Raw genomic sequence first — 24,440 nt, forward strand, 5'->3', positions numbered from 1 at the left:
GCTACTCCGTCCAGCGCTTGAAGATCAGCGAGGCATTGGTGCCGCCGAAGCCGAAGGAGTTCGACAGGGCATACTCGATCGGCAGCTTCTCCGCACCGTGCATGACGTAGTTCAGGTCGCAGCCTTCGTCCGGTGTCACCAGGTTCGCCGTCGGCGGCGCGGTCTGGTGCTGCAATGCGCAGATCGTGATGCCTGCCTCGAGTCCGCCCGCGCCACCCAGCAGGTGGCCCGTCATTGACTTGGTCGAGCTCACGCGCAGCGTGTGGTTGCGGGCATGCTCGCCGAACAGGTTCGCAATCGCCGTGCTTTCGCTCACATCGCCCAGCGGCGTGCTGGTCGCGTGCGCGTTCAGGTAGCCGATCTGCTCCGGCTTGAGACCCGCGCTCTTGAGCGAGGCACGCATGGCGCGCATGCAGCCATCGCCTTCCGGCGCCATCCCGGTGATATGAAAAGCGTCACCGCTCATGCCGTAACCCACTACCTCGGCCAGGATCTTCGCGCCGCGTGCCCTGGCAAACTCGAGCTCTTCCAGTATCAGGATGCCCGCGCCTTCGCCGACGACGAAGCCGTCGCGATCCTTGTCCCACGGGCGGCACGCCGTCGCGGGGTCGTCATTTCGGGTTGAGAGCGCACGCATGGCCGCGAATCCGCCCACCGACATAGGCGTGATGGCAGCTTCCGCGCCTCCCGCGATCATCACATCGGCGTCGCCGCGCTCAATGATGCGGAACGAGTCCCCTATGGAGTGCGCGCCGGAGGTGCAGGCGGTCGAGGCGGTCTGGTTGGGTCCCTTGGCATTGTGGCGGATCGACACGTGCCCCGCAGCCAGGTTGGCGATCGTCGCCGGGATAAAAAATGGGGAAATCTTGCGCTGGCCGCCCTGGAGGTAGGCACCATGCTCGCGTTCGATGATGTCGAAGCCGCCGATGCCGGAACCGATGTGCACCCCGACCTGCTCGGCAATATCGTCGGTGATCTTGAGTCCGGAGTGCTCGACCGCTTCGGCTGCCGCGGCTACACCCAGGTGGATGAAGCGCGACATCTTGCGGGATTCCTTCTTGTCCACAAACGCCAGGGGATCAAACCCCTTGACCTCCGCAGCAAAGGTGACGGAGAAGCCGGTTGTATCGAACGCAGTGATCGGCCCAACGCCGCTGCGCCCTGCCTCCAGGCTTCTCCATACCTCAGGTGCGGTATTGCCCACGGCGCAGATCAGGCCAACGCCTGTGATCACAACTCTTCGCGGTTGCCAGGGCAAAACTACTTGCCACCTTTTGCATGCTTTTCGATGTACTCCGTCGCATCCTTGACCGTCTTGATCTTCTCGGCGTCTTCATCCGGGATCTCGAGGTCGAATGCTTCCTCAAACTGCATGACGAGCTCAACCACGTCGAGCGAGTCAGCGCCCAGGTCTTCCTGGAACGATGCGCTGGGCGTCACTTCTGCTTCATCTACCTGCAGCTGCTCAACAATGATCTGCTTGACTTTCTCTTCAACCGCCGCCATGCCATCTCCTCGTGTGTGGTTCCTGAACTCAAACAAACCGTCACGTGGCTGCAATGCCAGCCCCTTGCGAGAGGAGATCCGGCCAAGCCCACGAATCTCCAAGTCTACTGAGGGTGGAAAGAGGTGTAAAGCGCATCGCACCCTGTCCACGGAGATTCGCCGAATGTTGTCCGCAATGCCACACTTTGCCTCACTCCCACACCCACCCGTACGGGCCCTGTCGGCACACCTGCGACCGGGCCGCACGCAGGCCTGCTCTGACCCGGAAACGCGGCAATAGCCCTGTTTCGCCGGGCTTGCCCGGGCAGCCGGCCCCTAACAGCAGAGCCCTCATGCTCGCCTTTTGTTCCCCTCCGGTGGCACACTCGAAAGCATGACTCCTGTTTGCTGGCTGCTTGCCCTCATCAGCCTTTTGCTCGGCGCCCTGGCCGGTTTTCTGCTGGGGCGCTCCAATGGAATGCGTGCTGCCCACGGTGCCGGCGAAGCAGCCCGCGGCGCGGAACGGCTCGAAGCGGAACGCCAGCTCGGTGCCGAGCGCTCGGCACGTGCCCAGGCCGTGACCCGCGCCGAGGCGTTGGAGCAGGCGCACTCCCTGCAGTCCGAAGAGCTCCTCCGGCAGCGCCGGCTTCGCGAGGACTCGCAGGCAGCTCTGGGCGTAGCCACTGCCGAGGCCAGCGGGCTGCGCACCCGGATCGAGGCGCTCGAGGCGCAATGCGTCAGGACCGAACAGCGCGAGCGCGCCCACGCCGAAACCGCCACCGAGACCGCCGACCGGCTTCGCCATCAGCTCACCGAGGCCCATGCCGAGCGGGTGCGGCTGGCAGCCGAGCTCGACGCTGAACGCGCTGCCGGGGCGGAGCGCATTGAGACCATGCGCCGCGCCGATGCTGAGCGGATCGAGCTGTTTGCCGGCGCCCGCGCCGACATGGCGAACTCCTTTGAGAAGCTCGCCGCCAGCATCCTGGAAGACAAGAGCAAGCGCTTCACCGACCACAACCGCGTCAACATCGAGCAGGTGCTGCACCCGCTCCGGGAAAAGCTGGGCGAGTTCCAGCTCAAGGTCGAAGGCCTGCAGGCCGACGGGCTGGTGGGCCGCACCGAGCTCAAGTCGCAGATCGAAGCGCTGCGCACCATGAACGAGAAGCTCTCCGCCGACGCCAACAACCTGGTCAAGGCGCTCAAGGGTTCGTCCAAGCAGCAGGGCGACTGGGGCGAACTGATCCTGATCGACATGCTCAAGGAGGCAGGCCTGCAGGACGGCAAGCAGTTCCGCGTGCAGGCCTCATTCACCAATGAAGAGGGAAGGCAGGCGCGGCCGGACGTGATCCTCAACCTGCCCGGCGAAAAGCACCTGGTCATTGACTCCAAGGTGTCGCTCACCAGCTACACCGAGTACTGCGCCTGCGACGACGATGCCAGCCGGCAGGGCTTCCTGGAGCGGCATGCGCGCTCGCTCCAGAACCACATCGACGGCCTGTCTTTGAAGCGCTACCAGACACTGCACCAGTTGCAGTCCATCGACTTCGTGGTGATGTTCGTGCCGATCGAGCCCGCCTACCTGCTGGCGCTGGCGCATGACGGCGGCCTGTGGCAGCGGGCCTGGAACAAGAACGTCCTGCTGGTCAGCCCGGGCACGCTGTTTCCGGTGATCCGCACCATCGCGCACATCTGGCAGCAGGAGCGGCAGACGCGCAACGTGGAGGAGATCCTGAAGCAGGCTGGCGGACTGTACGACAAGGTCGCAACCTTTGCCGAGAGCTTTGAGGATGTTGGTAAGCGGATCGGCGCAGCGAATGCGTCGTACGAGAAGGCGCTCAACCAATTGGCGCGCGGCACAGGACACGTGCTCGGCCGCATCAGCAAGCTCAAACAGCTGGGCCTGCGCACGGCAAAGAAAATGCCTGCCGGTTTTCAGATGGATGATGACTTGGAAGACGAGCAGGACGGCGGCGCGGATGCGAACCTGCCCCTGCTGGCTGCCGCTGCCCAGAAGCAGGAGGACTCCGAATGAATCCCATGCGCCACGCTCTACTCGCCATACTTGGCGCCGCGCTCGCCTTCTGTGTGGCATCCCCGGCAACGCTGCTCGCTCAGGCTCAAGCGCCTTCGTCCGGCCCTGCCGCCGGGCAGATCCAGGCGATGCTGCAAAAGCAGGCCGCAGACTGGAACCGCGGCGACCTGGACGCGTTCGCCACCGGGTACAAGAACTCTCCAGACATCCTGTTTATCGGCAAGGATGTGCGGATTGGTTATGCCGCGATGCTGGCCCGGTACCGCCAGGCCTACGGCACCCGCGCAAAGATGGGAGCGCTCACCTTCACCGCGCTCGCCGTGCAGCCGCTCGACGCGCGGTTTGCGACCACCACGGGTCACTTCCACCTGGAGCGCACCGCCGAGGGTGGCGGCAACGCGGACGGCTACTTTCTGCTGGTGCTGGAGCACACGGGCACCGGCTGGAAGATCGTGCGCGATGACACCACGGCTCTTCCAGCGGTAATAAAGTAGTCCGGCTAACAATGAATACGCGTGCGGATTTACTTCTTCTCGGTATCTGCCGCGCCGGCGTAGCTGCCGGTGGAGTGGTACCCCGCTTGCGTGCCGCCAGGCATGGACTCCGCCAGGTCATTCGCCTTCTCGGCGTTGCCTTTCTGCTCGGAGCCGCTGACGTTGCCATGCAGCAGGGCGCGCTGCTCGCCCTCGGATGCCCCGGCGGCCTGCGTGTTCTGCGGCGCTACCGGCTCCACGCTGGTGGGCGCGGCCTGCGCGCTTGCTGCGTGGTTCTCGTGCTCCGGCGTCTTGTCGAGTGAGTGCTGTGTGCCTGCCTGCGGTTTGATCTCGCTCATGGTGAAACTCTCCCTCTATCGAGCACTCGGTCGAGCGACTCGGTTCGTCGATAGGATGCGCCCCGCCTCACGCGAGGGGACGCTCCGCGGCAAAGGCTTCCCGCAGCCGCTTCCATGTCACGGTCAAGGGCTCCGGCAGGGTGCGGGTTTCGCCCAGGGTGGAGAGGAAGCTGGTATCCCCGACCCATCGGGGCACCGCATGCAGGTGCAGATGTCCCGCCACGCCCGCCCCGGCCGCCGCTCCCAGGTTCAAACCAAGGTTGTAGCCGTCGGGATGGTACGTCGCACCCAGCGCCCGTTCCGCAGCCTGTCCCCAGTGCATCAGATCGGCCGCGGTGTCAGCGGGCAGCTCGGCCAGCGACGCGCCATGCACATACGGCACAACCATCACGTGGCCGGAGTTGTACGGAAACCGGTTCAGGCAGACGAACACCCGCTCGCCCCGGCACACCAGCAACGCCGCCTGCTCGGCCTCGTCCACTGCCATGCCGTGCCCCATCGCGTGATCCACCGAGCCCAGGAGGTTGCAGAACACGCAGTCCAGGTCGCCCGGCCAGCTCCGCAGCTCCGGCGGCACACCCTTGCGGTGGTCCTCATGCTTTTCGCCGGTGATGTAGCTGTATCGCCAAGGGGTCCAAAGGTGTTCCATGCCGCGAGTATATCGACAGAAAGGGCACAAGCCGCCTGCGCGGCTGGCGGCCACTTCGTGGCGGGCAGCCGCAAGAGCAAAGCTCTGGTACTTACCAAATATTTGTCTCGAGGAGACCGCCAGCCGCAATAGCGCTATGCGCCAGCAGGCGGTCTTCGTCTTTTCTTCCCGAGGGTCTTATAGTTGAGATATGCCCGCAGCAACATCCCCCCACGTACTGCCCCTGCATGTCCTGCTGGAGCAGCGATTCGGCTTTCGTGCCTTTCGCGCTAACCAGGAAGCCGTGTGCCGCGCCGCGGTTGAGGGTGCGGATGTGTTGCTGGTGATGCCGACCGGGGCCGGCAAGTCGCTCTGTTACCAGCTGCCTGCGCTTGCGCGCGGCGGCACGGCACTCGTGATCTCGCCCCTGATCGCCCTGATGGATGATCAGGCGGCCAAGCTCGAAGCATTGGGGCTCAACGTCGCCAGGATCCATTCCGGTCTTTCGCGTGAGTCTGCCCGCGAAGCCTGCCGCGGCTACCTCGATGGCACGCTCGACTTCCTGTTTATCGCGCCGGAGCGTCTGCGCGTTCCCGGTTTTCCCGAGATGCTGGCCAAGCGCAAGCCGGGGCTGATCGCCATCGATGAAGCGCACTGTATCTCGCAGTGGGGCCATGACTTCCGGCCGGACTACCGCATGCTCGGCCAGCACCTGCAGAACCTGCGGCCTTCGCCCGTGATTGCGCTGACCGCCACGGCCACCACCCAGGTACAGCACGACATTGTCGCGCAGCTTGGGCTAGGCCACGGCGGCCGGGAGCCCGCTGTATTTATCCATGGCTTTCGCCGCGACAATCTCGCCATCGAGGTCGTGGAGGTGCCGAAGCCCAAGCGCCCGGCGTTTGCCTCCGAGCTGCTGGCCGACCCCGCCGCGCGTCCCGCGATCGTCTACGCCCCCACGCGCAAGGATGCGGAGATGCTGGCTGGGGAACTGGGTCGCTCGTTCCGGGCGGCCGCTTACCATGCGGGTCTCGAGCCCGACCATCGCGAGCGCGTGCAGCGGGCGTTCCTGGCAGGTGAGCTTGAGATCGTGGTTGCGACCATCGCCTTCGGCATGGGCATCGACAAGGCCAACGTCCGCACGGTGCTGCACATTGCGCTGCCCAGCACGCTCGAAGGCTACTACCAGGAGATCGGCCGCGCTGGCCGGGATGGCCTGCCATCGCGCACCATCCTGATGCACTCGTTCGCCGATCGCAAGCAGCATGACTTCTTTTTCGAGCGCGACTACCCGCCGGTAGAGCGGCTCGACGCGATCTACAAGGTGCTCGGCGAAGACCCCATCCATCGCGAAAAACTGCCCGACCTGCTCAAGCGAGCCAAGATGCGCCTGGAGCAGGAAGAGCTCGACAAGGCGCTGGAGAAGCTGTTGATCCACGGCGGCGCGGTGCTCGACTACGAAGGGTTCGTCACCCTCGGCCATGGCAACTGGCGCAAGCCCTACCTGGTGCAGAGCACCCATCGCGGCTCGCAGTTGGATCGCGTGATCCGCTTTACCGAATCAGGCGACTGCCGCATGACGCAACTGGTGCGCCACTTCGGCGACACCGAGGACGGCCTCGCCGGCTGCGGCATCTGCGATGTGTGCGCCCCGGGCTCCTCGCTCACGCAAACCGCGCGCCCACTCGACGCGTCGGAGCTGCGCCTGGCACACCAGGTGGTAGGCGCGCTCGCCGGCGGCGGCTACGGTGGCGGGTCCAAGTCCACCGGCAAGCTGCATTCCGAGCTGTGTGCCAAAAACGGCATGACCCGCGACTCCTTCGAAGACCTGCTCAACGCACTGGCCGCGGCCGGCTTTCTGCGGATCGAGGAGACGAGCTTCGAAAAGGATGGCCGTACCATCCCCTATCGCAAAGCAAGCCTCACCCACGAGGGCGGTACCTTCAGCGATCGCGACGCCGAGACCGTGATGCTGCGCGAGCTGAACGGCAGTGCTTCGGCTGCCGCGGCACCGGCAGGAAAGCGCACGCGCAAACCTGCGGCAGGCAACTCCCGCGGCAGCGCCCGGGAAGACGCACCCCTCTCGGGCGCTGCGGCTGCGCTCGAAGAGCGTTTGCGCGCCTGGCGCAAGGCGGAAGCGCAAAAGCTCGGCCAGCCGGCATTCTGCATTTTTCCGGATAAGACCCTGCGCGCCATTGCGGAGGAGCAGCCGCGCTCGGAGGATGACCTGCTGGCCATCGCGGGCCTGGGGCCAGCCAAGATCACGAAGTTCGGCGAGGGCATCCTGGGCATCTGCGCCGCGGTCCGCTAGCTGTCCCGTTTTTCATCCTGCTTTATGAATACTGTGTGGAGAGTGGGCCGCAAACCCTGTGCTTCGTTGACACCCTATGTCGGCGGACCTATCATCTTTTTAGTGGGCCTGCGGCGATAAGCTGTTCATGCCCAACATCACGGGCTACTGCGAGAATGCTCGCCTCCTCTTCCATCTTCCGGCACGACCCCGCGTTCGAACCCGTACGCTTCCTCCAGGTACAAAGGTTCGGGCCCGCCTTCTCCGGCTCCTGGCAAGCACAGGCTGTGATCTCCGCATCCACCCGGCACCGAGTTGAATCAGATACGTAAAGCGCCCACCACTTACGTAGATCCCCCGGTGCGCGATGTGCAGTGCTTTTACGCACTGCCCATGTTGTAAAGGCATCACCCCCGGAACCGACTGTCATGGCCGACGTCCCAAATCCCACTTACTCCGAGAGCACTCCGCTGACTACTGAACTCGAAACCCCTACCCTTGAAACCGCCGCGACTGAGCAGGACGCCCAGTCGATCGAAACCACCCATAACCCGGAAGCTGCTGAAGTTGTACACACAGCGACCGCGCAGACCTCTTCGCCTGCCCTGGACGAAAACACGGGCGAGAGCGACGACTTTACCGACTTTGCCGCCGCGCTCGAGAGCTTCGATCGCGAGCAGGCAGCCGAGGCTGCTGCATTGCAGTTCGACGACAACATCGTCACCGGCACCGTGGTCAAGCTGACCGACAAGGACGTGATCGTCGATGTTGGCCTCAAGAGCGAAGGCCGTATCCCGCTCGAGCAGGTCACCGATGTGAACGGCGTGTCGAAGCTGAACCCGGGCGACTCTGTCGAAGTCGTGGTAGAGCGGGAGGAAGCCGAAGGCGGCTACCTGCTGAGCTACGAAAAGGCGCTGCGCCACCGTGTCTGGGACGTGATCGAAAAGGCCGCAAACGACAAAACCCCGGTGCTTGGCACCGTTCTCGGTCGCGTCAAGGGTGGTGTGACGGTCGACGTGGGCATCAAGGCGTTCCTGCCTGGCTCGCAGCTCGAAATCCGTCCGGTCCGCAATCTCGATGCTTACATCGGCACCCAGATCCAGGTCCGCATCATCAAGCTGAACAAGAAGCGCGGCAATGTCGTTGTGTCCCGCAAGGAACTGCTCGAAGAAGAGCAGAACGCCAAGCGCGGCGAGACGCTTGAGCACCTCGAAGAGGGTTCCATCCTCACCGGCGTGGTCAAGAACCTCACCGACTACGGTGCATTCGTCGACATGGGCGGCATCGATGGCCTGCTGCACATTACCGACATGAGCTGGGGACGCCTGACCCACCCGCGCGACCTCGTCAATGTTGGCGACGAGATCCAGGTCAAGGTGCTCAAGTTCGACAAGGACAAGCAGCGCGTCTCGCTCGGTTTCAAGCAGCTGACGCCTGACCCGTGGCTCGATGCCGTGGAACGTTACCCGGTGGGCGCTCGCGTCCGCGGCCGCGTTCTCTCGGTTACCGACTACGGTGCATTCGTCGAGCTCGAGCAGGGCATCGAAGGCCTGGTTCACGTTTCGGAAATGACCTGGTCCAAGCGCATGAAGCATCCCTCGAAGATGCTCAAGCCAGGCGACGAAGTCGAGACGATCGTGATCAGCGTCAACCCCAACGACCGCCGCATTTCGCTCGGTATGAAACAGCTGCTCGAGAACCCGTGGGAAAACCTGTCGGAGCGTTATCCGACCGGTGCCGTGGTCGAAGGCCGCGTGCGCAACCTCACGGACTTCGGCGCATTCATCGAGATCGAAGACGGCATCGACGGCCTCGTCCACGTCTCGAACCTGAGCTGGACCAAGCGCGTCAAGCATCCTTCGGAAGTGCTGAAGAAGGGCGAAAAGCTCCGCGCCGTTGTTCTGGGCGTTGAGCCTGAGAACCGTCGCCTCTCGCTCGGCATCAAGCAGCTGGAGCCCGATGTCTGGGAGACCTTCTTTGCACAGCACCGCGCAGGCGATGTGGTGCACGGCAAGGTTCTGCGCACCGCGCAGTTCGGCGCATTCGTCGAGATCGCGGAAGGTGTGGAAGGACTCTGCCACATCTCAGAAGCAACGGACGCCACCGGTTCGCCGGCAGCGCTCGAGGCTGGCCAGGAGCACGAGTTCAAGATCATCAAGATGAACCCGGAAGAGAAGAAGGTCGGCCTGTCGCTCCGCGCAATCGGAGAAGAAGGCAGCCGCGCCGATGTGGAAGCCTACAAGGCTCCCGTATCAAGCTCGACGACCACTCTCGGCGACCTGATGAACTGGAAGCGCGACAGCAACTAAGTCTGCTTCTCTGCAACACAAGCAAGGGCGCTGCCGCGAGGCAGCGCCCTTGCTGTTTCCGGACTACCGACCCACAAAGAAGGGGAGAGCCGCTTGGCCCTCCCCTTTTTGTTTCTCGCAGCTCGCAGCATACCTTATTTCGCGATGTGAAAGTCCACCGTGACATTCATCTTGGTATCGAAGGAGCTGATGAGCTTGGCCTTGCTTTTCTCACCCTTGTACTCCGCCCAGATTTTGTAATCGGTGTCCGCCGGCAGCTGTCCGAAACGGTACGAGCCATCGGCGGTTGCGATGAAGGTTTTCACCACGTTGGTCTTCTGGTCCTGCAGGTATACGATCCCGCCCGGGAGCGGCGCGGTTCCGGCATCCAGCACCTTGCCTTCGAGTACCTTGGCCTGCACCTGTGCCGAGGCACTCGGGGTTGCGATGGCAGAAACAAACAACCCCGCCATCACGAAGGAACACAGCAGCAGGGCAGAGGACCGGGCTGCTCGCGCCCACAGCTCTGGATGGTTCGTTGTTGTTTCGCGCATCGCTTCCCTCACTAGTCTTCTTCCTCTTCGGTGGTCTTGGGCTCGTCTTCGTCGATCTCTTCATCCACGCGCGCCAACTCGAGAGGTTCTGTCGCTACGATCTCATACTCAGTGCCGCACTCGTCGCAGGTGACCGAGTCGCCTTCCTCGATATCTTCAGTATCAATGTCCAGTGGGTTATCGCATTCGGCGCAAAGCATGGAAGTTCCTCCGGTATCCAAAGTGGGGTGTAAGGTTGTGAGCAACAGTGCCGACCATTCAGTCGCATGGCCGCGCCCTGCTGCGCGTGTACGGAAACTTCCCGGGCAGCCCCTTGCGAGACGGCCTTTCAGGCTAAAGATGCGCGGGGACGGCTCCTGATCGCATTAAAGATTCCCACACACAATCTCCAGGAGAGTTTTCACAAATGCAGAACCGTCTCAACCTTCAGCATGTTCTGGCCGGCCTGGTCCTGCTCGCCTCCGCAGGCACCGCATTCCCAGCGCATGCCCTCTCTGACGGCGGAACAAGCGATCTGGATGCCAGCGGCGAGCACATCGCTGCACTGCCGGCAGATCCACGCATCGCGGCCGCGATCGCGACCATCCAGCCCGGAGCCATCCGCGCCGATATCGCGGCGCTGGTCGCGTTCCGGAACCGCTCCACCCTGTCGAGCATGACGCCCAACCTGCCGCCCGGCACCGGCGCAACCGCAGCCGCTGACTGGGTTTTCGCGCAGTATTCCACCATCAGCCGGGAGTGCGGCGGCTGCCTCGAGGTCAAGCGCGACACCTTTACCGAGCAGCCCATGAGCCGCATCCCGGTGCCGACCACGATCACCAACGTATATGCCGTGCTCAAGGGAACGGAAGGTGGCAACCGCACCGTGCTCGTCACCGGCCACTACGACTCGCGCAACTCCACCAACGAGAACACCACCGACGAAGCGCCGGGCGCCAATGACGACGCCTCGGGCGTAGCTGTCTCGATCGAGTCCGCACGCGCGCTGTCGAAGATGCGCTTCCCCGCCACCATCATCTTCGCGGCAGTCGCCGGGGAGGAGCAGGGCTTGAACGGCAGCCGCCACCTGGCCCAGACGCTCAAAGCCGCGCAGGTGGAGCTCGAAGGCGTGCTCAACAACGACATCGTCGGCGGCAACACCACCCCCGGCGACACCCTGCAGGACAAGCACGCTGTGCGCATCTTCTCGGAAGGCATCCCTGCCACGGCCACGCCCGACCAGGTCAAGACGGTCGAGCTGCTTGGCTACGAAAGCGACTCACCCTCGCGCGAACTCGCCCGCGCCGTCACGGATGTGGACGCGACCTACTTCGGGCACGGTGCATCGCCGGTCGCCGGCAGTGGCAGCCTGCCCTACTTTCATCCCGTGCTTGAGCTGCGGCGCGACCGGTTTCTGCGCGGCGGCGACCACACCTCGTTCAACGGCGAAGGCTTTACCGCGATCCGCTTCACCGAGTGGCGCGAAGACTTCAACCACCAGCACCAGAACCTGCGTGTTGAGAACGGCGTGCAGTTCGGCGACCTGATCCAGTACGTCGACATGGACTACGCAGCCAACGTCGCGCGCCTCAACGCTGCCACACTTGCGACGCTGGCCGCCGCGCCCGCGCCCCCGGCTGATCCCAAAATCGTCACCAGCAACCTCGACAACAACACGACCCTGCGCTGGACCCCGGCAGCGAGCGCGCCGGCCGGCACACACTACCAGGTGCTTTGGCGCGAGCTTTCCTCGAGCGAGTGGCAGCACCACGCCGAGGCGGCAAAGTTCGGCAGCGCAGGCACCGCGACCCTCCCGGTCTCCAAGGACAACGTGATCTTCGGCATCCGTTCGGTGGATACGGCCGGCCACGCCAGCCTCGCCGTGGTGCCATACCCGGTCCGCTAGCGAACCACTGCCCGCCCGCAGCCTAAGGAGGAACCAGGCGAGCAGCCGCGCTTCTCAGAAGCACGGCTGCTCGCCTGCTCCGCCCGGAACTCGCTCCCGGGAATGGCATCCGGGTGCCAAACTGAGCCCCGTGGTGACCGGGCGATTGCACGCTGCGGATCGCTCGTGAAGTCCACTCCAGGACCTGCGACAATACCGGTATATGCCGCCATTTCGTTCTTCCGGAATGCTTGCCTTTCCCGAATTTCGCGGGTTCACGCGGACACTGGTCATCTGGAATGTCGGCATCTACTTCGGCCTGCTCCTGCTGCAACTAGCCGCTCCCGCCGTGGCGCAGCATGTGGTGCTGCTGTTTTCGCTCACCCCGGTGCTGGTCACCCACGGCTACCTCTGGCAGCTCGTCAGCTACTGCTTCCTGCATGCGGGCCTGCTGGGCACCGCGCTGGAGCTGCTTTCGCTCTGGTTCCTGGGGGCGTTTCTCGAGGCCAACCATGGCAGCCGCTGGGTCGGCGAGCTGTTCTTCGCCTCTGTGCTGGGTGCGGCAATCGCCACGGTCGCCCTGGCCTATGCCACGGCAGACAGCGGCGGTCTTAATGTGGGCGCGCTCACCGGCGCATTCGGCGGCATCTTTGGCCTGCTGATAGCTTTTGGCGTGCTGTACGGGGAGATGCAGTTCACACTGTTTCCTCTCCCCGTTGCCATGAAGGCCAAGTACCTTGTGGCCGTGTACATCCTTTTTGCGCTGGCGCAGCTGTTTGGCCAGAACCGGGTGTATGCGCTGGGCCAGCTTGGCGGTGCACTGGCGGGCTACCTCTACATCAAGGCGGCTCCCCGCCGCGGCTTTACGGCTGCCACGTCGCAGCGCTACTTCAACCTCCGCAACGACTATTACCGCTGGAAGCGCCGCAACGCCGCCAAAAAGTTCGAGGTCTACATGCGCAAGCAGAATCGCGATGTTCACTTTGACAGTGACGGGCGCTATGTCGACCCGGACACTGAGGGGCGACCGGGCGGCAACCGGGCCAGGCGCGATCCTAAGGATCGTTCCTGGATGAATTAAGACGGAGTAGTGGCGAACCAGCAGTACGCTGCCTCCTCCACCCTGTAAAGAGGCTCCTGCGGGAGCAGTTCGCGCATAAGAACGCCGCACACCCGGGAGCGCAGACACGCTGCGCACGGTATTCTGGAACGGACGCTGCCGCCCACGGTGGGCGCCCGTTCTTCAGGAGACGACGTTGACGTTCCGGAACCCTTTTTTGCGCGCGGCCACGCTGGCCGCATGCGCTTTCTTCAGTGCCACGCACTGCTGCTCTCTGCTCCATGCGCAGGTCACCGCCACGGCGCCTGCCGTGGTTGGCACCACCGAGGATGAACGCTTTGACATCCTTGGCGGCGCTGCCTACTCGCACTTCAACCCCGGTTATGCCCACCAGGTACGCGCCGTTAACCTGCTCGGCTGGCAGGGTTCGGCCACCGGCTGGATCTCCAAGTCCATCGGCATCGAGGCCACGGCACGCGGACTGTACGGCACCTACGAGATCCCGGCGAACAGCTTCAACGTGCCCGCAGTGAACTCCTCGATGTCCGAGCACCTGTTCCTGTTCGGGCCGTCGGCACGCTTGTACGAGTCGCCCAAGGCTGCGGCCGGCATGCACCTGCTGGTCGGCGGCGCCTACGGCGCCTTCGATCAGGGTTTTCATGGAACAGGCGTGCAGCCCTTCCAGGTGGGCGTGTACAACAACCAGCTTGCCTTTGCATACGCGGTGGGCGGCTGGGCTGACTACAAGGTGCGTCCCCGCTTCGCGGTACGCTTCACCGCCGACTACCAGCCGACACACTACGCCAGCCTGAACCAGAACGAGTTCTTCGGCGCGGTCGGCATCGTCTACAAGATCGGCCGCCGCAAGTAAGGCACACCGGGGGAGTGAGCATGCGCGAGCCATCCTCCCCCGTTTCGCTCCCCGACTCTTCTTCCCGGACCATGTCGCTGCGGGCCGTGATCCTGCTGCGAGGCATCAACGTCGGTGGCCGGCACCCTGTGCCGATGGCCGCGTTGCGCCGGCTTGCCGAGGAACAGGGCTGCCACGATGTGGTGAGCTACATCCAGAGCGGCAACCTCGTCGTCACAGTTTCGGCAGCGTTCTCCTCGTCCATGCTGGCGGCAGCTATCGAGCGGCTGTTCGGCTTTGCCGTGCCCATCACCATGCGAACCCTGCCTGAGATCACCACGCTGGTCGAGACCAATCCGTTCGTGCCGGCAGGCCGAGCGCTTGAAACGCTTCACTGCGTGTTCCTACGCGACCCGCTTGCCTCGGCGCAGCGCGAGAAGCTCAACGCGCTCTGCGTGGGTGGTGAAGCGATTGCAGCTTCTGCGCGGGAACTCCTGCTGTACCTGCCGAACGGCGCCGGCCGGTCAAAGCTGGCAACGGCGTGCACGGCTGGAAGCATGCCTGGTTCCCCGACAATTCGGAACTGGAAAACGGTGCTGGCGCTCGCGGCGATGCTGCGGCAGTAGCCAGAACGCGGAAGGCGTGAGCAGCGCGGAATCCACTCCGCCCACGCCCTCCGCTTAGCCCTTCAGAACCGTGCGGATATGCAGATCGCGCAGCTGGTTCGGGGCCACCGGCGTCGGTGCATCTACCATCAGGTCGATGGCCTTGGCCGTCTTGGGGAAAGCAATCACCTCGCGCAGGCTTCCGGCCCCAGCGAGGATCATCACGATCCGGTCGAGACCCAATGCAATGCCTCCATGCGGTGGGGTGCCATACTCCAGGGCTTCCAGAAAGAAGCCGAACCGCTCCTTCGCCTCTTCCGCGCTCATGCCCAACGCTTCGAAGATCTTGGCTTGTACATCCTGCCGATGAATACGGATGGAACCCGAACCAAGCTCGAGCCCGTTCATGGCGAGGTCGTAATACTGCGCCCGCACCGACGCGGGGTCACTCGTGAGCCGGTCCATATCCGCCTCGTGCGGCGAGGTAAACGGATGATGCGAAGGCAGCCAGCGGCCAGTCTCCGCGTCCTGCTCGAACATGGGGAAGTCCGTCACCCAGATTGGCTGGAAAGCCGTGCCGCTCGCAAGGTGGGTGGCCGAAGTGCCCCCGTCCAGCGTCTGCGTCATGCCTGCGGCCGCAGCGGCCACAACGCGGTCGGTCTCGGCAAACGCACCGTGCCGGTCCGCGTACTTGCGCGCCAGCTCCACACGGAACGCGCCCGCCGCCGAATACACCTGTATCTCCCGCTCCGACAGCCTGCCTTCGGATTTCGTTTCCGAACCCTCCGCCGGCTTCGTAGCGTCGCCCGCCACGATCACCACCAGGTCCTGGGCCTCGCCGCCGACCAGCGCACGCACCTGCGCCGCAGCCTCAGGGAAGCCTTTTTCCAGGCGCTTCAGATCGTCGATGTACTTCACGGCGCCCTTGCGCCCATCGAACAGCGGCTTATTCTCGTCGCGATCCTTGCGCGAAAGCTCGCCCACGTTGGGGATGCGCAACGCGATCACCGGCAGGTCTGCCGTAATGGCGAGCGTGCCCAGCTGCTCAGCTGTGAATGCTTCCTTCACATCGGTGAGGCCGGGCAGCCGCAGGTCCGGCTTGTCGATGCCGAACCGCCGCATCGACTCGTCGTACGTAATCTGCGGAAACGGTGTCGGCAGCTCGATGCCGACCGCGCGAAACGCCGCCGAGAGGAACCCCTCGACCACGCGGAAGATCGTCTCCTGCTGCGGGTAAGCCATCTCCAGATCGATCTGCGTAAACTCCGGCTGGCGGTCCGCGCGGAGGTCTTCATCGCGGAAGCAGCGTGCGATCTGGAAGTAGCGATCGAAGCCCGAGATCATCAGGATCTGCTTGAACAACTGCGGCGACTGCGGCAGCGCGTAGAACTCGCCCGCGTGTACGCGGCTTGGCACCAGGTAATCGCGCGCGCCCTCGGGTGTCGACCGCGTCATGAACGGTGTCTCGACCTCGAGAAAACCCTGCGCGGCGAGGTTCTCGCGTACCGCGAGCGCAACCTTGTGACGCACCAGGAAGTTGCGTTGCATCTCTGCGCGGCGCAGGTCAATGTAGCGGTACTTGAGCCGAACTTCCTCGTTCGCGATCGCGTCTTCCGCCGGCGAGAACGGTGCGAGCTTCGCATCGTTCAGCACCAGCAGTTCGCGCGCAACGATCTCGATCTCGCCCGTCGCCATGTTGGGATTGGTGCTGCCCACGCCACGCAGGCGCACCGTGCCGCGCACCGCGACCACGTACTCAGGTCGTACATGCTCGGCCTTGGCGTGGCCTTCGGGGCACAGGTCCTTGTCGAGCACGATCTGTGTAATGCCGTATCGGTCGCGCAGGTCCAGAAAGATCAGGTTGCCATGGTCGCGCCGGCGATTCACCCAGCCCAGCAGGGTGACTTCCTGGCCAGCGTCAGCAGCGCGCAAAGCGCCACTGGTGTGCGTACGTTCCAGCGTTCCTAAGTGGTCAAGCAATGCGTTTCTTCCCTCGTCCTGCAGCCTAAACAAATCTTCTTCCGATCAACTCCCGGCAGCCTTTCAGCGGTCGTGGGGAGCCAGCTCGCACCTGGATCGCCCACGCTTACCGCGCGGTCGCCAGCAACTCCACCTGCGTCATCTTGCGCTGCTCGCCGCTCGCGAAATCCTTCACCGTCAGCACACCGCTCGCGACTTCGTCCTCACCCAGCAGCACGATCTTCCGCGCAAGCTTATCCGCAACCTCGAACGACTTCTTTACCCGGAACGTGCCGTCGCCGACCTCGACCCGCATTCCCTGCGCGCGCAGCTCCTGCGCGAGCTTCAACGCGGCAGGGTTTTGCGCGTCGCCCACCGGCGCAATGAAGACATCGGCCTTGCTGCCCACTGCGCTGCCGGCAGCCTGCGACTGCAGGGTCAACACCAGACGGTCCGCGCCGATGGCAAACCCGATGCCCGGCGCTCGCGGCCCACCCAGCATCTCGGACAAGCCGTCATACCGCCCGCCGCCCAGCAACGCGTTCTGCGTGCCGAGCCCGGCGTCATGCGTAAACTCAAACGTCGTGCGCGTGTAGTAATCGAGCCCGCGTACCAGCCTCGGGTTCACCGTGTACGCCATACCACACGCGTCGAGCGCTGCACGCACGGCAGTGAAGTGCGCCGTGGAGGCGTCATCGAGATAGTCCGCGATTTTGGGCAGCGCGTCGATCTTGGGCTGGTCTTCCGGCACCTTGCAGTCCAGCACGCGCAGGGGATTGGTGTCGGCGCGGCGCTGGCAGTCCTCGCACATCGTCGGCGCAATCTCTCGCAGGGCTTCGCGCAGCGCAGCCACGTAACGCGGCCGGTCCGCGGCCGAGCCGACAGAGTTGATCGCGAGCCGCCAGCCCGGGGCCACGGCGTTCGCCGGTGGCAGCCCTAGTTCCAGCAGGAACGCAGCCAGCATCTCCAGCACTTCCGCATCGCGCAAGGGGCTTTCCGAGCCGGCAGTTGCCGGGCCGATCACCTCCGCGCCGATCTGGAAGAACTGCCGGTAGCGGCCCTTCTGCGGGCGCTCGCGTCGAAACTGCGGGCCGATGTAGAACAGCTTCTGCAGCAGGCCGGTCTCGCCCAGCTTGTGCTCGATGTAGGCGCGCACCACGCCGGCGGTGTTCTCGGGCCGCAGCGTCAGCGACTGCGCCTTCTCGCTCGCGGCGCGGGCGCGATCCTCCCACGTGTACATCTCTTTCGAGACCACGTCGGTTTCCTCGCCGATGCCGCGCGCGAACAGGGTCGTATCTTCAAAGATGGGAGTGCGGATCTCGCCAAAGTTGTAGCGCGCAAAAATGCGCCGCGCGGTGGATTCCACGTGGTTCCAGAGTTCGGTTTCGGGGGGCAGCAGATCGCGTGTGCCCCGTACTGCTTTCAAAGTGCTCATGAGGGTGTAACCGCCAGTTTAGCAGCCGTCAAAAAAGCGCTTCGCCCTGCCGGCAACCTCGACCGCATGCGCGCCATCTGGAAAGGCAGTGCGCACGGAGGCGCCGACAGTTATGCAAGGTCGCAAGAGCGTCATCCTCGCGCTGGTACTCACTTCGTTCCTGGGTCCATTTGGCATGCTGTACAGCACGATCATCGGCGCAGTGGTGATGGGCGTCCTCTACATCACGCTCGGCATCCTCACTGCCGGGATCGCACTATTTGTGCTCCACCCCATGTGCATCATCTGGGGCTGCTGGTCAGCGCACCAGGAGAACCTCAGGGCCGGCGTCTAGTCCCGGGGCTGCGCCCCTGCCGCAGCGGTGTCAACGCCCGAGCTACTTACCCGCGCTTGTACTGCGCTGAGTAGTCCAGGTAGTTCCCGGCGTACATCGCGATCAGCGCCTCATCCTCGGCGGTGGTGGCGCGGCGCACCTTTCCTGGAATACCAACCACCAACGACCGCGCAGGGATCACCGTGCCTTCCGGCACAACCGCTCCCGCGGCGATGATCGATCCTTCTCCGATGCGCGCATTGTTCAGCACGATCGCGCCAATCCCGATCAGGCAGTGATCCTCCACCACGCATCCGTGCACGGTGGCATTGTGGCCGATCGAGACTCCTTCGCCCACGTGCACCGGGTACAGGTGCCGCATGCCGTGCAGCACCGCGCAGTCCTGCACGTTGGAGCGCGCCCCGATCCGGATCGAATGCACGTCGCCACGCACCACGGCGTTCATCCAGATACTCGCCTGCTCGCCCAGCACCACGTCGCCCACCACCTGCGCGGAAGGATCAATGTAACAACTCTCCGGAATGGTCGGCGTGCAGCCGTTGTAGGAGCGGATCATTGCGAGCACCTCAGCACAGCACCAGTATGCAGCAAGGTGTTTCGGTTATTTCCCTGGAGCAGCGCCGGCCTTCATTGCAGGCACATCCACGCCATCATCCACGTTAACGTCCTGCAGCATGCACAGGCCTGGCTCACCCTGGTAGAGAAACCCAAGCACCACATCCTTGCCATCTACAAGTTCTGCCTGGATGATCTCGACCGGCGCACCAACCGGGGGGAAGCCCTCGCGGGGATCGCTCAAAGCCATACGCGCGATCAGCGGCAGCGCATGCGCAAAGCTGTACGGCTCGCTGCGCTGCTCCGGCACGAAGAAGATCACCGTCTGCGCCTCGGCTTCCTGCTCTGTCGCAACCCTGCCGTTCAGCGTCTGGTACTCGGGCATGTGCAGCACTCCTTCACTCCTGAAGCTTGAGCCCAAATGGCGAGAGCGCGCCGAAGCGCGCTCATCATTCCATCGTTGTGGCGCCGTTAGACCTTGCTGGCGTTGCGGAAATCGCGAACCAGATCGTGCGAGCGCTGCACATGCTCTGACTGCTGCGCAATCAGCGCACGCACCGTGTCCGAGATCGCCACATCAGCCAGTGCATCCTGGTACGCCTTCTTGGCCGCATCCTCGCCCTGCTCCGCGGTCTCAAGCAGCGCATGATCGTCGCCGCCCAGCTTCGCCTTCAGGTCTCCCCAGGCGCGGTGCAGCGCCCCGGCTGCCGTACCCGTCTCGTGGATCTCGGCATCCGAAACGCGGTTCACGTGACGCTCCAGATCCAGCGCGTAAGCCCCACGCACACGCGACTCCTCGAGAAAAAAGGACCTGTGTTCCGGGTGCTTCAGGTGCTCGCCGATGTCCGCAAAGCCCTTTTCCCCGTCCCGCAACACCGCAATAAGATTCCTGATTACCTTGTCGTCGTTTGCCATGCCAGTCAAACACCTCATCAACACAGATGCCAGCCTGCCGGCAGGCGTTGCGCCTGCGTGCTCCCCGGTCTGGTCGCACCTACGCACCGAGCCACACCTGTCGCCATGAACAGCAAAGGCGCGCCCCTCGCGGGAACGCGCCTTTTGGGTCGAACAGCGTGGAGCTAGGCTGCGGTCTTGGTGCCGAGAGCTGCCTTCGCCTGCACAACCAGCGCGGCAAAGCCCTGCTCATCCCGCACTGCCATGTCCGCCAGGATCTTGCGATCCAGGTCGATTGCCGCCAGCTTCAGGCCGTGGATCAACTGCGAATACGAGATGCCGTTGATCTTGGCCGCGGCATTGATGCGCACGATCCAGAGCGAACGGTATTGCCGCTTCTTCTGCTTGCGGCCGCTGTAGGCAAACTTCAGGCCGCGCTCGACGGCTTCCTGGGCTGCCTGGTACAGCTTTGACTTTGTGAGGAAATAACCACTCGCGCGCTTGAGAATCTTTTTGCGGCGGTCGTTGCGTTTTGTTCCACGTTTTACGCGTGGCATACTGTGCTCCTTTTGTAAGGCGTCTTGGTGTTCGCGGCTGGAGGCAGGTTTTGCCTCTTCACACGCTGCTTCCTGTGTGTCTCTCGCGCTCTCTCAAAAGGAGAACGCGGGGTCGGCGCATACGCGGCGCCTCCCTCACTTGCCCGCTAGGGGCAGGTGGACTCAGGCGTAGGGGATCATCCGGGAGACCTTGGCGTGATCGGCATCCGAAACCAGCGTGCTGTGTGCCAGCTTGCGCTTGGTCTTGGTCGCCTTGGACGTCAGGATGTGGCGCATCTTGGCCTGGCCGCGCTTGATCTTGCCGGTGCCAGTCTTCGAGAAGCGCTTCGCGGCGCCCTTGTGGGTCTTCAGTTTTGGCATGGGTATCCTGCTTGGAATCGTGCTGGGTGCAACATCAGCCAGTATACACAGCGATTGGGCGATCCCGAAGCGATCACCCGTACGAGGAGCCGGCGAGCGGCACCTGCGCAGGCCACCTTTCCCGCTCGTACTGATCTTCCCCGCTAGTTCTTGATGGAAAGGTGCAGTCCCTTGCTCAACACATCGAGCAGCGCAGCGGGCTCGTGACTGGGAATCACAAAGGTTGCCCCCGGATAGTGAGCGTTCAGCATGGGACTCGCCACGATGATCGGCATCTCGGGATGCGTGCGACGGATCTCCGCAATCATCTCTTCACACTTGGCCAGCTGAGCATGCACCAGCACCGCATCGACCTTGGGGAAGCGGTGCAGGAGGTCCAGGCCTTCCTTGCTGTTGTAGGCGGTCAGGACATTGTGCCTCGCCGTCTCCACCACCAGTTTGCGCGCGGACAATCCTTCGGGCTGTTCTGTTTCAATCATCAACATCACAATCGACCGCAAGGTGAGTCCTCCAGCGCATACAGCAGGCGCTCAGTCTAACGCAGTTCGCCCCCGGAATTGCACAGAACAAGGGCCGCGGCAGCACAAAGCGAGCTTTGCGCATGATAGCCACTTGAACGCTCTGTCTTGAGGCTTTGTTCCTGAAGTGCGGTTTAAGCGCGAGCCATGCAGGCTGCAGGCGCACGCAGCACAGCTTGCAGTGCAGCGTGGCTCGCTGGCTTGGCTGCACCGCGCGGCTGCAAACCGGGTCCGAAGACCCTAGTTGGCGACTGGCTCGGCTGTTTCGGGCTGCTTCGCGGGAGCCGGCATCGCCGCTGCTGCCTTCTTGGCCGCTGCTTCCTTTTCCGCCTGAACCTTCTTGCCAGGCGCCAGGATGGCGTGCAGAGTGGTGCCTTCCATGCGCGGCATGAACTCCACCGTGCCGGTGTCGCCGATGTCGGTGATCAGGCGGTGGATGATGTTATATCCAAGATCACGATGAGCCATCTGCCGACCACGGAAGCGCAGGCTGGCCTTGACCTTGTCGCCTTCACTCAGAAAGCGGACCGCCTGGTTCTTCTTGGTCTGGTAATCGTGCTCGTCCACCGTGACCGAGAACTTTACTTCCTTGATGACGATGATCTTCTGCTTCTTGCGTGCCGCGCGGTCGCTCTTGTCCTTCTCGTACAGGAACTTGCCGTAATCCTGGATGCGGCACACGGGCGGAACCGCGCTCGGCGATACTTCGACCAGGTCAAGGCCGCGTTCGCGCGCAAGCTTGAGCGCTTCGAAGGGAACAAGAATCCCGAGCTGCTCGCCGTTTTCGTCGATCACGCGCACTTCGCGCGCACGGATCTTGTCGTTGATCCGAATGAACTGCTTGGCCGAACGTTTATCGATGACTGCCTCCGGTTGGATACGGGACGTACTGCCCCGCATCCATCATACCATTCAGTTCCAAGATGCTGATCCCCAACTGGTTCAGTCCTGCCCGACCCGCAGCTCGCCTCGTCCCGCTTCGACGTGCTGCACTCCATGCATCGCGCCATCCTTTATAGATACGATCCGTACCTCGATGCGTTGACCAGCCACCGCCGGCCCCGGCAGGGTCACCGGGATGAAGTTATCCGTTAGCGCCGTGCCGCCCTCCAGCCTGACTGCAGTACGCACCTGCCCCACAAACCGCCCAGCGAATCGCTGCCGGGCCGCGGCCGCCCAATCCTCAAGCGCCTTCATCCTTTGCCGTACCCGGGCAGACTCGACCGGCATCGCACGGTGCCAGGTCTCCGCCTCCGTGTTGGGGCGGGGTGAAAAAGGGAACAGGTGCAGATACGTAAACGGCTGTGCCGCGATAAACGCCCGACTCTCCTCGAACAGCGCGTCGGTCTCCCCGGGAAAACCCACCATCACATCCGCGCCGATCGCGGCATCCGGCAGCAGCGCGCGGAGCTGCTGGACCTTTTCCGCGTAATGCCAGGGCCGGTAGCGTCGGTGCATGCGGCGCAGCACCGTGTCCGCGCCCGACTGCAGCGGAAGATGTGCATGGGGAGCCAGCCGCGCATGGCTTCCTCCACCTGACTGCCCATAGCGTGCATACAGCGCCAGCAGCTCGCTGCCCCAGTCCATCGGCTCCACCGATGAGATGCGCAGACTCGGCAGCGCCGTCTCCTCCAGCAGTGCCCGCACCAGCTCCGGCAGGCTGCGGCGCTTCTCGAGGTCGCGTCCCCACCGCCCCAGGTTGATGCCCGAAAGCACCAGCTCCTGCCCGCCCTGTTCGGCAAACCGGCGTGTGGCCGCGAGCGCCTCCTCGAGCGTCACCGACCGGCTGGGGCCCCGCGTCTCCGGGATCACGCAAAACGAGCACCGGTTGCCGCAGCCATCCTGCACCTTCAGCACAGGTCGCGAGCGAAACGCCCCGGCCTGGGCAACGATCAGCGGCAACTCCGGGCCGGGCGCCCGCTCGGCCGAGACAGCGCGCATGACAAATGGCGCATGCACTGGCTGCAGCAGGCGCTCCACCGGCACGAACCCGTTCGAGCCGCGGGCAACTTCGTCCGGCTCCCGCTCGTCGCTCCCCGGCACTTCCAGCCCCGGCAGGGTGCTCGCGGTTATCCCGACCGATGGACCTATATATGGTTTTGCATCGGCTAGCGGGTGACTTCGGTCATCGACGGGATTTATCTTTCGGCCAGACCGTTCCAGGGTGAGATCGGCATCTGCTCGTCCTAGCGCCGCAAGCGCCACTGTCGCCACCTCGCCCTTGTGGCTGTTTCCCACTACCGCAAACACGCCTGGCAGAGCCGCCAGTTCTCCGGGCGCGCGTTGGGCGTAGCACCCTGTGACCACGATCCGAGTCGCGGCATTTTCCCGCTGCACCCTGCGAATCAGCGCGCGGGCATTGCGTTCGCCCTCGGCCGTGACCGAGCAGGTGTTGATCACCACCACCCCCGCGGTGTCGCGCGAGGAGGCCGCCGCGGCTCCCGCCTGCTCCAGCAGGGTGGCGATCGCGTCTCCATCGGCCGCGTTGGCGCGGCACCCAAAGTTGTGAATGGCGTAGCCGCCCATGTCCCGAGTGTACGTTCCACGGCATGGTCGCCACGCCGGATCCCGCGAGAGTGCCTGCTAAACTCATGGATGCTGTGACATGCCGCGAAACGGATAAACCTATGAAGACAAAGACCAAGCGCCGCATACTGCTTGTGGACGATGAGTTGACCATCCTCCTGACCCTGAAGGCCGTGCTCGAAATCAGCGGCTTCGACGTGGAGACCGCGGCCTCGGCCCGGGAAGGCCGCTCCAAGATCCGCGCCCACACCTACGACATGGTCATCACCGACATGCGCATGGAAAGTGACGTAGCCGGCCTGGAAGTAGTGCAGGCCGCCAAGAAGGCGCCTTACCAGCCCGCTGTCGCCATGCTCACGGCCTTTCCGCTGCCCGGCTCGGAGTGGGAAGAAGAAGGCGCCGACAAGATGCTGGTCAAACCCATGAACACCCACGATCTGCTTACCCAGCTCGAAGCGCTGCTCGCCAGCCATGAAGCGAAGAAGGCCAAGGCCGCCAACGCGACAATGAGCGGAGCAGAGAATGGTCTGGAAGGTGTCGCTGAACATGGTGCAGGGCGCATCGCGGACACTGCGGTATCCCGTCCAGCTAAAGGTGCTCCGAGCCGGGACTAGTTGGCTCTTTGCGCTTGGCGCATTCGAAGCTGCTTGGTCTTCTGCTATGAATATTTGTATTTATCTTATTGCGCATATATTGCTGGATGCAGGTACACGGAGCCCAAAGTAGCCTGGGCCGCCACATCAACAGTAATGCGGCAGTATCTCTCGAAATCGAGTTTGGCCAGTAAATTGCAGCAACTCTCCGCATATCAGGC

General features: G+C 63.7%; 25 protein-coding genes and 1 pseudogene. 10 read left to right on the top strand and 16 right to left on the bottom strand.

Annotation, left to right across the window (positions count from 1 at the left end):
- Window position 1: 1 nt before the first annotated feature.
- Window positions 2-1,234 (bottom strand): beta-ketoacyl-ACP synthase II, encoded by a 1,233-nt coding sequence (gene fabF / locus D1Y84_RS08885; RefSeq protein WP_233581295.1) that lies wholly within the window; start codon window positions 1,232-1,234, stop codon window positions 2-4.
- Window positions 1,235-1,260: 26 nt separating this feature from the next.
- Complete coding sequence (locus D1Y84_RS08890) at window positions 1,261-1,506, bottom strand: acyl carrier protein (protein WP_124848193.1); 246 nt, start codon at window positions 1,504-1,506, stop codon at window positions 1,261-1,263.
- A gap of 373 nt (window positions 1,507-1,879) precedes the next feature.
- Here D1Y84_RS08890 and rmuC point away from each other — a divergent pair, with 373 nt between their 5' ends.
- Window positions 1,880-3,517, top strand: coding sequence for a DNA recombination protein RmuC (gene rmuC / locus D1Y84_RS08895; protein WP_124848194.1), 1,638 nt, complete (start codon window positions 1,880-1,882; stop codon window positions 3,515-3,517).
- On the top strand, window positions 3,514-4,011 hold the full coding sequence (locus D1Y84_RS08900; protein ID WP_233581296.1) for a DUF4440 domain-containing protein: 498 nt from the start codon (window positions 3,514-3,516) through the stop codon (window positions 4,009-4,011). Before rmuC ends, D1Y84_RS08900 begins: the two co-directional genes overlap by 4 nt.
- A gap of 29 nt (window positions 4,012-4,040) precedes the next feature.
- Here the strand turns inward: D1Y84_RS08900 and D1Y84_RS08905 are convergent, their stop codons facing one another.
- Entirely contained in the window at window positions 4,041-4,349 is a 309-nt protein-coding gene (locus tag D1Y84_RS08905; protein ID WP_124848195.1) for a hypothetical protein, read from the bottom strand.
- Window positions 4,350-4,416: 67 nt separating this feature from the next.
- Window positions 4,417-4,998, bottom strand: a complete 582-nt coding sequence (locus tag D1Y84_RS08910; protein WP_124848196.1) for an HIT domain-containing protein — start codon at window positions 4,996-4,998, stop codon at window positions 4,417-4,419.
- A gap of 190 nt (window positions 4,999-5,188) precedes the next feature.
- Between D1Y84_RS08910 and D1Y84_RS08915 the strand changes: the two genes are divergently transcribed.
- The gene (locus tag D1Y84_RS08915) at window positions 5,189-7,288 is read left to right on the top strand and encodes an ATP-dependent DNA helicase RecQ (protein ID WP_124848197.1); all 2,100 of its coding nucleotides are present in this window, start codon (window positions 5,189-5,191) and stop codon (window positions 7,286-7,288) included.
- Window positions 7,289-7,695: 407 nt separating this feature from the next.
- Window positions 7,696-9,576: a 30S ribosomal protein S1 gene (locus D1Y84_RS08920; RefSeq protein WP_124848198.1), complete on the top strand. Its 1,881-nt coding sequence runs from the start codon at window positions 7,696-7,698 to the stop codon at window positions 9,574-9,576.
- 134 nt (window positions 9,577-9,710) lie between these two features.
- Here D1Y84_RS08920 and D1Y84_RS08925 read toward each other — a convergent pair whose 3' ends face one another.
- Both D1Y84_RS08925 and D1Y84_RS08930 read right to left on the bottom strand, forming a co-directional pair.
- A complete protein-coding gene (locus D1Y84_RS08925) occupies window positions 9,711-10,109 on the bottom strand; it encodes a carboxypeptidase-like regulatory domain-containing protein (protein ID WP_124848199.1) in 399 nt (132 codons plus the stop codon).
- A gap of 11 nt (window positions 10,110-10,120) precedes the next feature.
- On the bottom strand, window positions 10,121-10,309 hold the full coding sequence (locus D1Y84_RS08930; RefSeq protein ID WP_124848200.1) for a hypothetical protein: 189 nt from the start codon (window positions 10,307-10,309) through the stop codon (window positions 10,121-10,123).
- 206 nt (window positions 10,310-10,515) lie between these two features.
- Here D1Y84_RS08930 and D1Y84_RS08935 point away from each other — a divergent pair, with 206 nt between their 5' ends.
- From D1Y84_RS08935 to D1Y84_RS08950, 4 genes are all read left to right on the top strand, one after another.
- Complete coding sequence (locus tag D1Y84_RS08935; RefSeq protein WP_124848201.1) at window positions 10,516-11,994, top strand: M20/M25/M40 family metallo-hydrolase; 1,479 nt, start codon at window positions 10,516-10,518, stop codon at window positions 11,992-11,994.
- Window positions 11,995-12,196: 202 nt separating this feature from the next.
- On the top strand, window positions 12,197-13,054 hold the full coding sequence (locus D1Y84_RS08940) for a rhomboid family intramembrane serine protease (protein WP_124848202.1): 858 nt from the start codon (window positions 12,197-12,199) through the stop codon (window positions 13,052-13,054).
- 175 nt (window positions 13,055-13,229) lie between these two features.
- Window positions 13,230-13,904: a hypothetical protein gene (locus tag D1Y84_RS08945; RefSeq protein ID WP_124848203.1), complete on the top strand. Its 675-nt coding sequence runs from the start codon at window positions 13,230-13,232 to the stop codon at window positions 13,902-13,904.
- A gap of 20 nt (window positions 13,905-13,924) precedes the next feature.
- Window positions 13,925-14,509: a DUF1697 domain-containing protein gene (locus D1Y84_RS08950; protein WP_124848204.1), complete on the top strand. Its 585-nt coding sequence runs from the start codon at window positions 13,925-13,927 to the stop codon at window positions 14,507-14,509.
- A 54-nt stretch (window positions 14,510-14,563) separates the two neighbouring features.
- On the opposite strand, the gene aspS is transcribed toward D1Y84_RS08950, so the two are convergent.
- Both aspS and hisS read right to left on the bottom strand, forming a co-directional pair.
- A complete protein-coding gene (gene aspS, locus D1Y84_RS08955) occupies window positions 14,564-16,501 on the bottom strand; it encodes an aspartate--tRNA ligase (RefSeq protein WP_233581297.1) in 1,938 nt (645 codons plus the stop codon).
- A 73-nt stretch (window positions 16,502-16,574) separates the two neighbouring features.
- Window positions 16,575-17,882 (bottom strand): histidine--tRNA ligase, encoded by a 1,308-nt coding sequence (gene hisS, locus D1Y84_RS08960; RefSeq protein WP_124848206.1) that lies wholly within the window; start codon window positions 17,880-17,882, stop codon window positions 16,575-16,577.
- 112 nt (window positions 17,883-17,994) lie between these two features.
- On the opposite strand from hisS, the gene D1Y84_RS08965 reads away from it, so the two are divergent.
- Window positions 17,995-18,216, top strand: coding sequence for a hypothetical protein (locus D1Y84_RS08965; protein ID WP_124848207.1), 222 nt, complete (start codon window positions 17,995-17,997; stop codon window positions 18,214-18,216).
- 46 nt (window positions 18,217-18,262) lie between these two features.
- On the opposite strand, the gene D1Y84_RS08970 is transcribed toward D1Y84_RS08965, so the two are convergent.
- From D1Y84_RS08970 to D1Y84_RS09005, 8 genes and pseudogenes are all read right to left on the bottom strand, one after another.
- Window positions 18,263-18,772 (bottom strand): gamma carbonic anhydrase family protein, encoded by a 510-nt coding sequence (locus D1Y84_RS08970; protein WP_124848208.1) that lies wholly within the window; start codon window positions 18,770-18,772, stop codon window positions 18,263-18,265.
- 45 nt (window positions 18,773-18,817) lie between these two features.
- Window positions 18,818-19,156 (bottom strand): hypothetical protein, encoded by a 339-nt coding sequence (locus tag D1Y84_RS08975; protein WP_124848209.1) that lies wholly within the window; start codon window positions 19,154-19,156, stop codon window positions 18,818-18,820.
- 86 nt (window positions 19,157-19,242) lie between these two features.
- Complete coding sequence (locus D1Y84_RS08980) at window positions 19,243-19,686, bottom strand: PA2169 family four-helix-bundle protein (protein WP_199726380.1); 444 nt, start codon at window positions 19,684-19,686, stop codon at window positions 19,243-19,245.
- Between the two features lie 164 nt (window positions 19,687-19,850).
- Window positions 19,851-20,222: a 50S ribosomal protein L20 gene (rplT, locus tag D1Y84_RS08985; protein ID WP_124848211.1), complete on the bottom strand. Its 372-nt coding sequence runs from the start codon at window positions 20,220-20,222 to the stop codon at window positions 19,851-19,853.
- Window positions 20,223-20,384: 162 nt separating this feature from the next.
- Entirely contained in the window at window positions 20,385-20,582 is a 198-nt protein-coding gene (gene rpmI / locus D1Y84_RS08990; RefSeq protein WP_124848212.1) for a 50S ribosomal protein L35, read from the bottom strand.
- Between the two features lie 143 nt (window positions 20,583-20,725).
- Window positions 20,726-21,061, bottom strand: coding sequence for a hypothetical protein (locus D1Y84_RS08995; protein ID WP_124848213.1), 336 nt, complete (start codon window positions 21,059-21,061; stop codon window positions 20,726-20,728).
- A 375-nt stretch (window positions 21,062-21,436) separates the two neighbouring features.
- Window positions 21,437-22,000, bottom strand: a pseudogene (gene infC / locus D1Y84_RS09000) (translation initiation factor IF-3); the annotation flags it as partial.
- A gap of 42 nt (window positions 22,001-22,042) precedes the next feature.
- Entirely contained in the window at window positions 22,043-23,626 is a 1,584-nt protein-coding gene (locus tag D1Y84_RS09005) for a MiaB/RimO family radical SAM methylthiotransferase (protein ID WP_124848215.1), read from the bottom strand.
- A gap of 101 nt (window positions 23,627-23,727) precedes the next feature.
- Here D1Y84_RS09005 and D1Y84_RS09010 point away from each other — a divergent pair, with 101 nt between their 5' ends.
- Window positions 23,728-24,240, top strand: a complete 513-nt coding sequence (locus D1Y84_RS09010) for a response regulator (protein WP_124848216.1) — start codon at window positions 23,728-23,730, stop codon at window positions 24,238-24,240.
- Window positions 24,241-24,440 lie beyond the last annotated feature (200 nt).

The organism is Acidipila sp. EB88, from assembly GCF_003858395.1.
Classification (GTDB): Bacteria; Acidobacteriota; Terriglobia; order Terriglobales; family Acidobacteriaceae; genus EB88.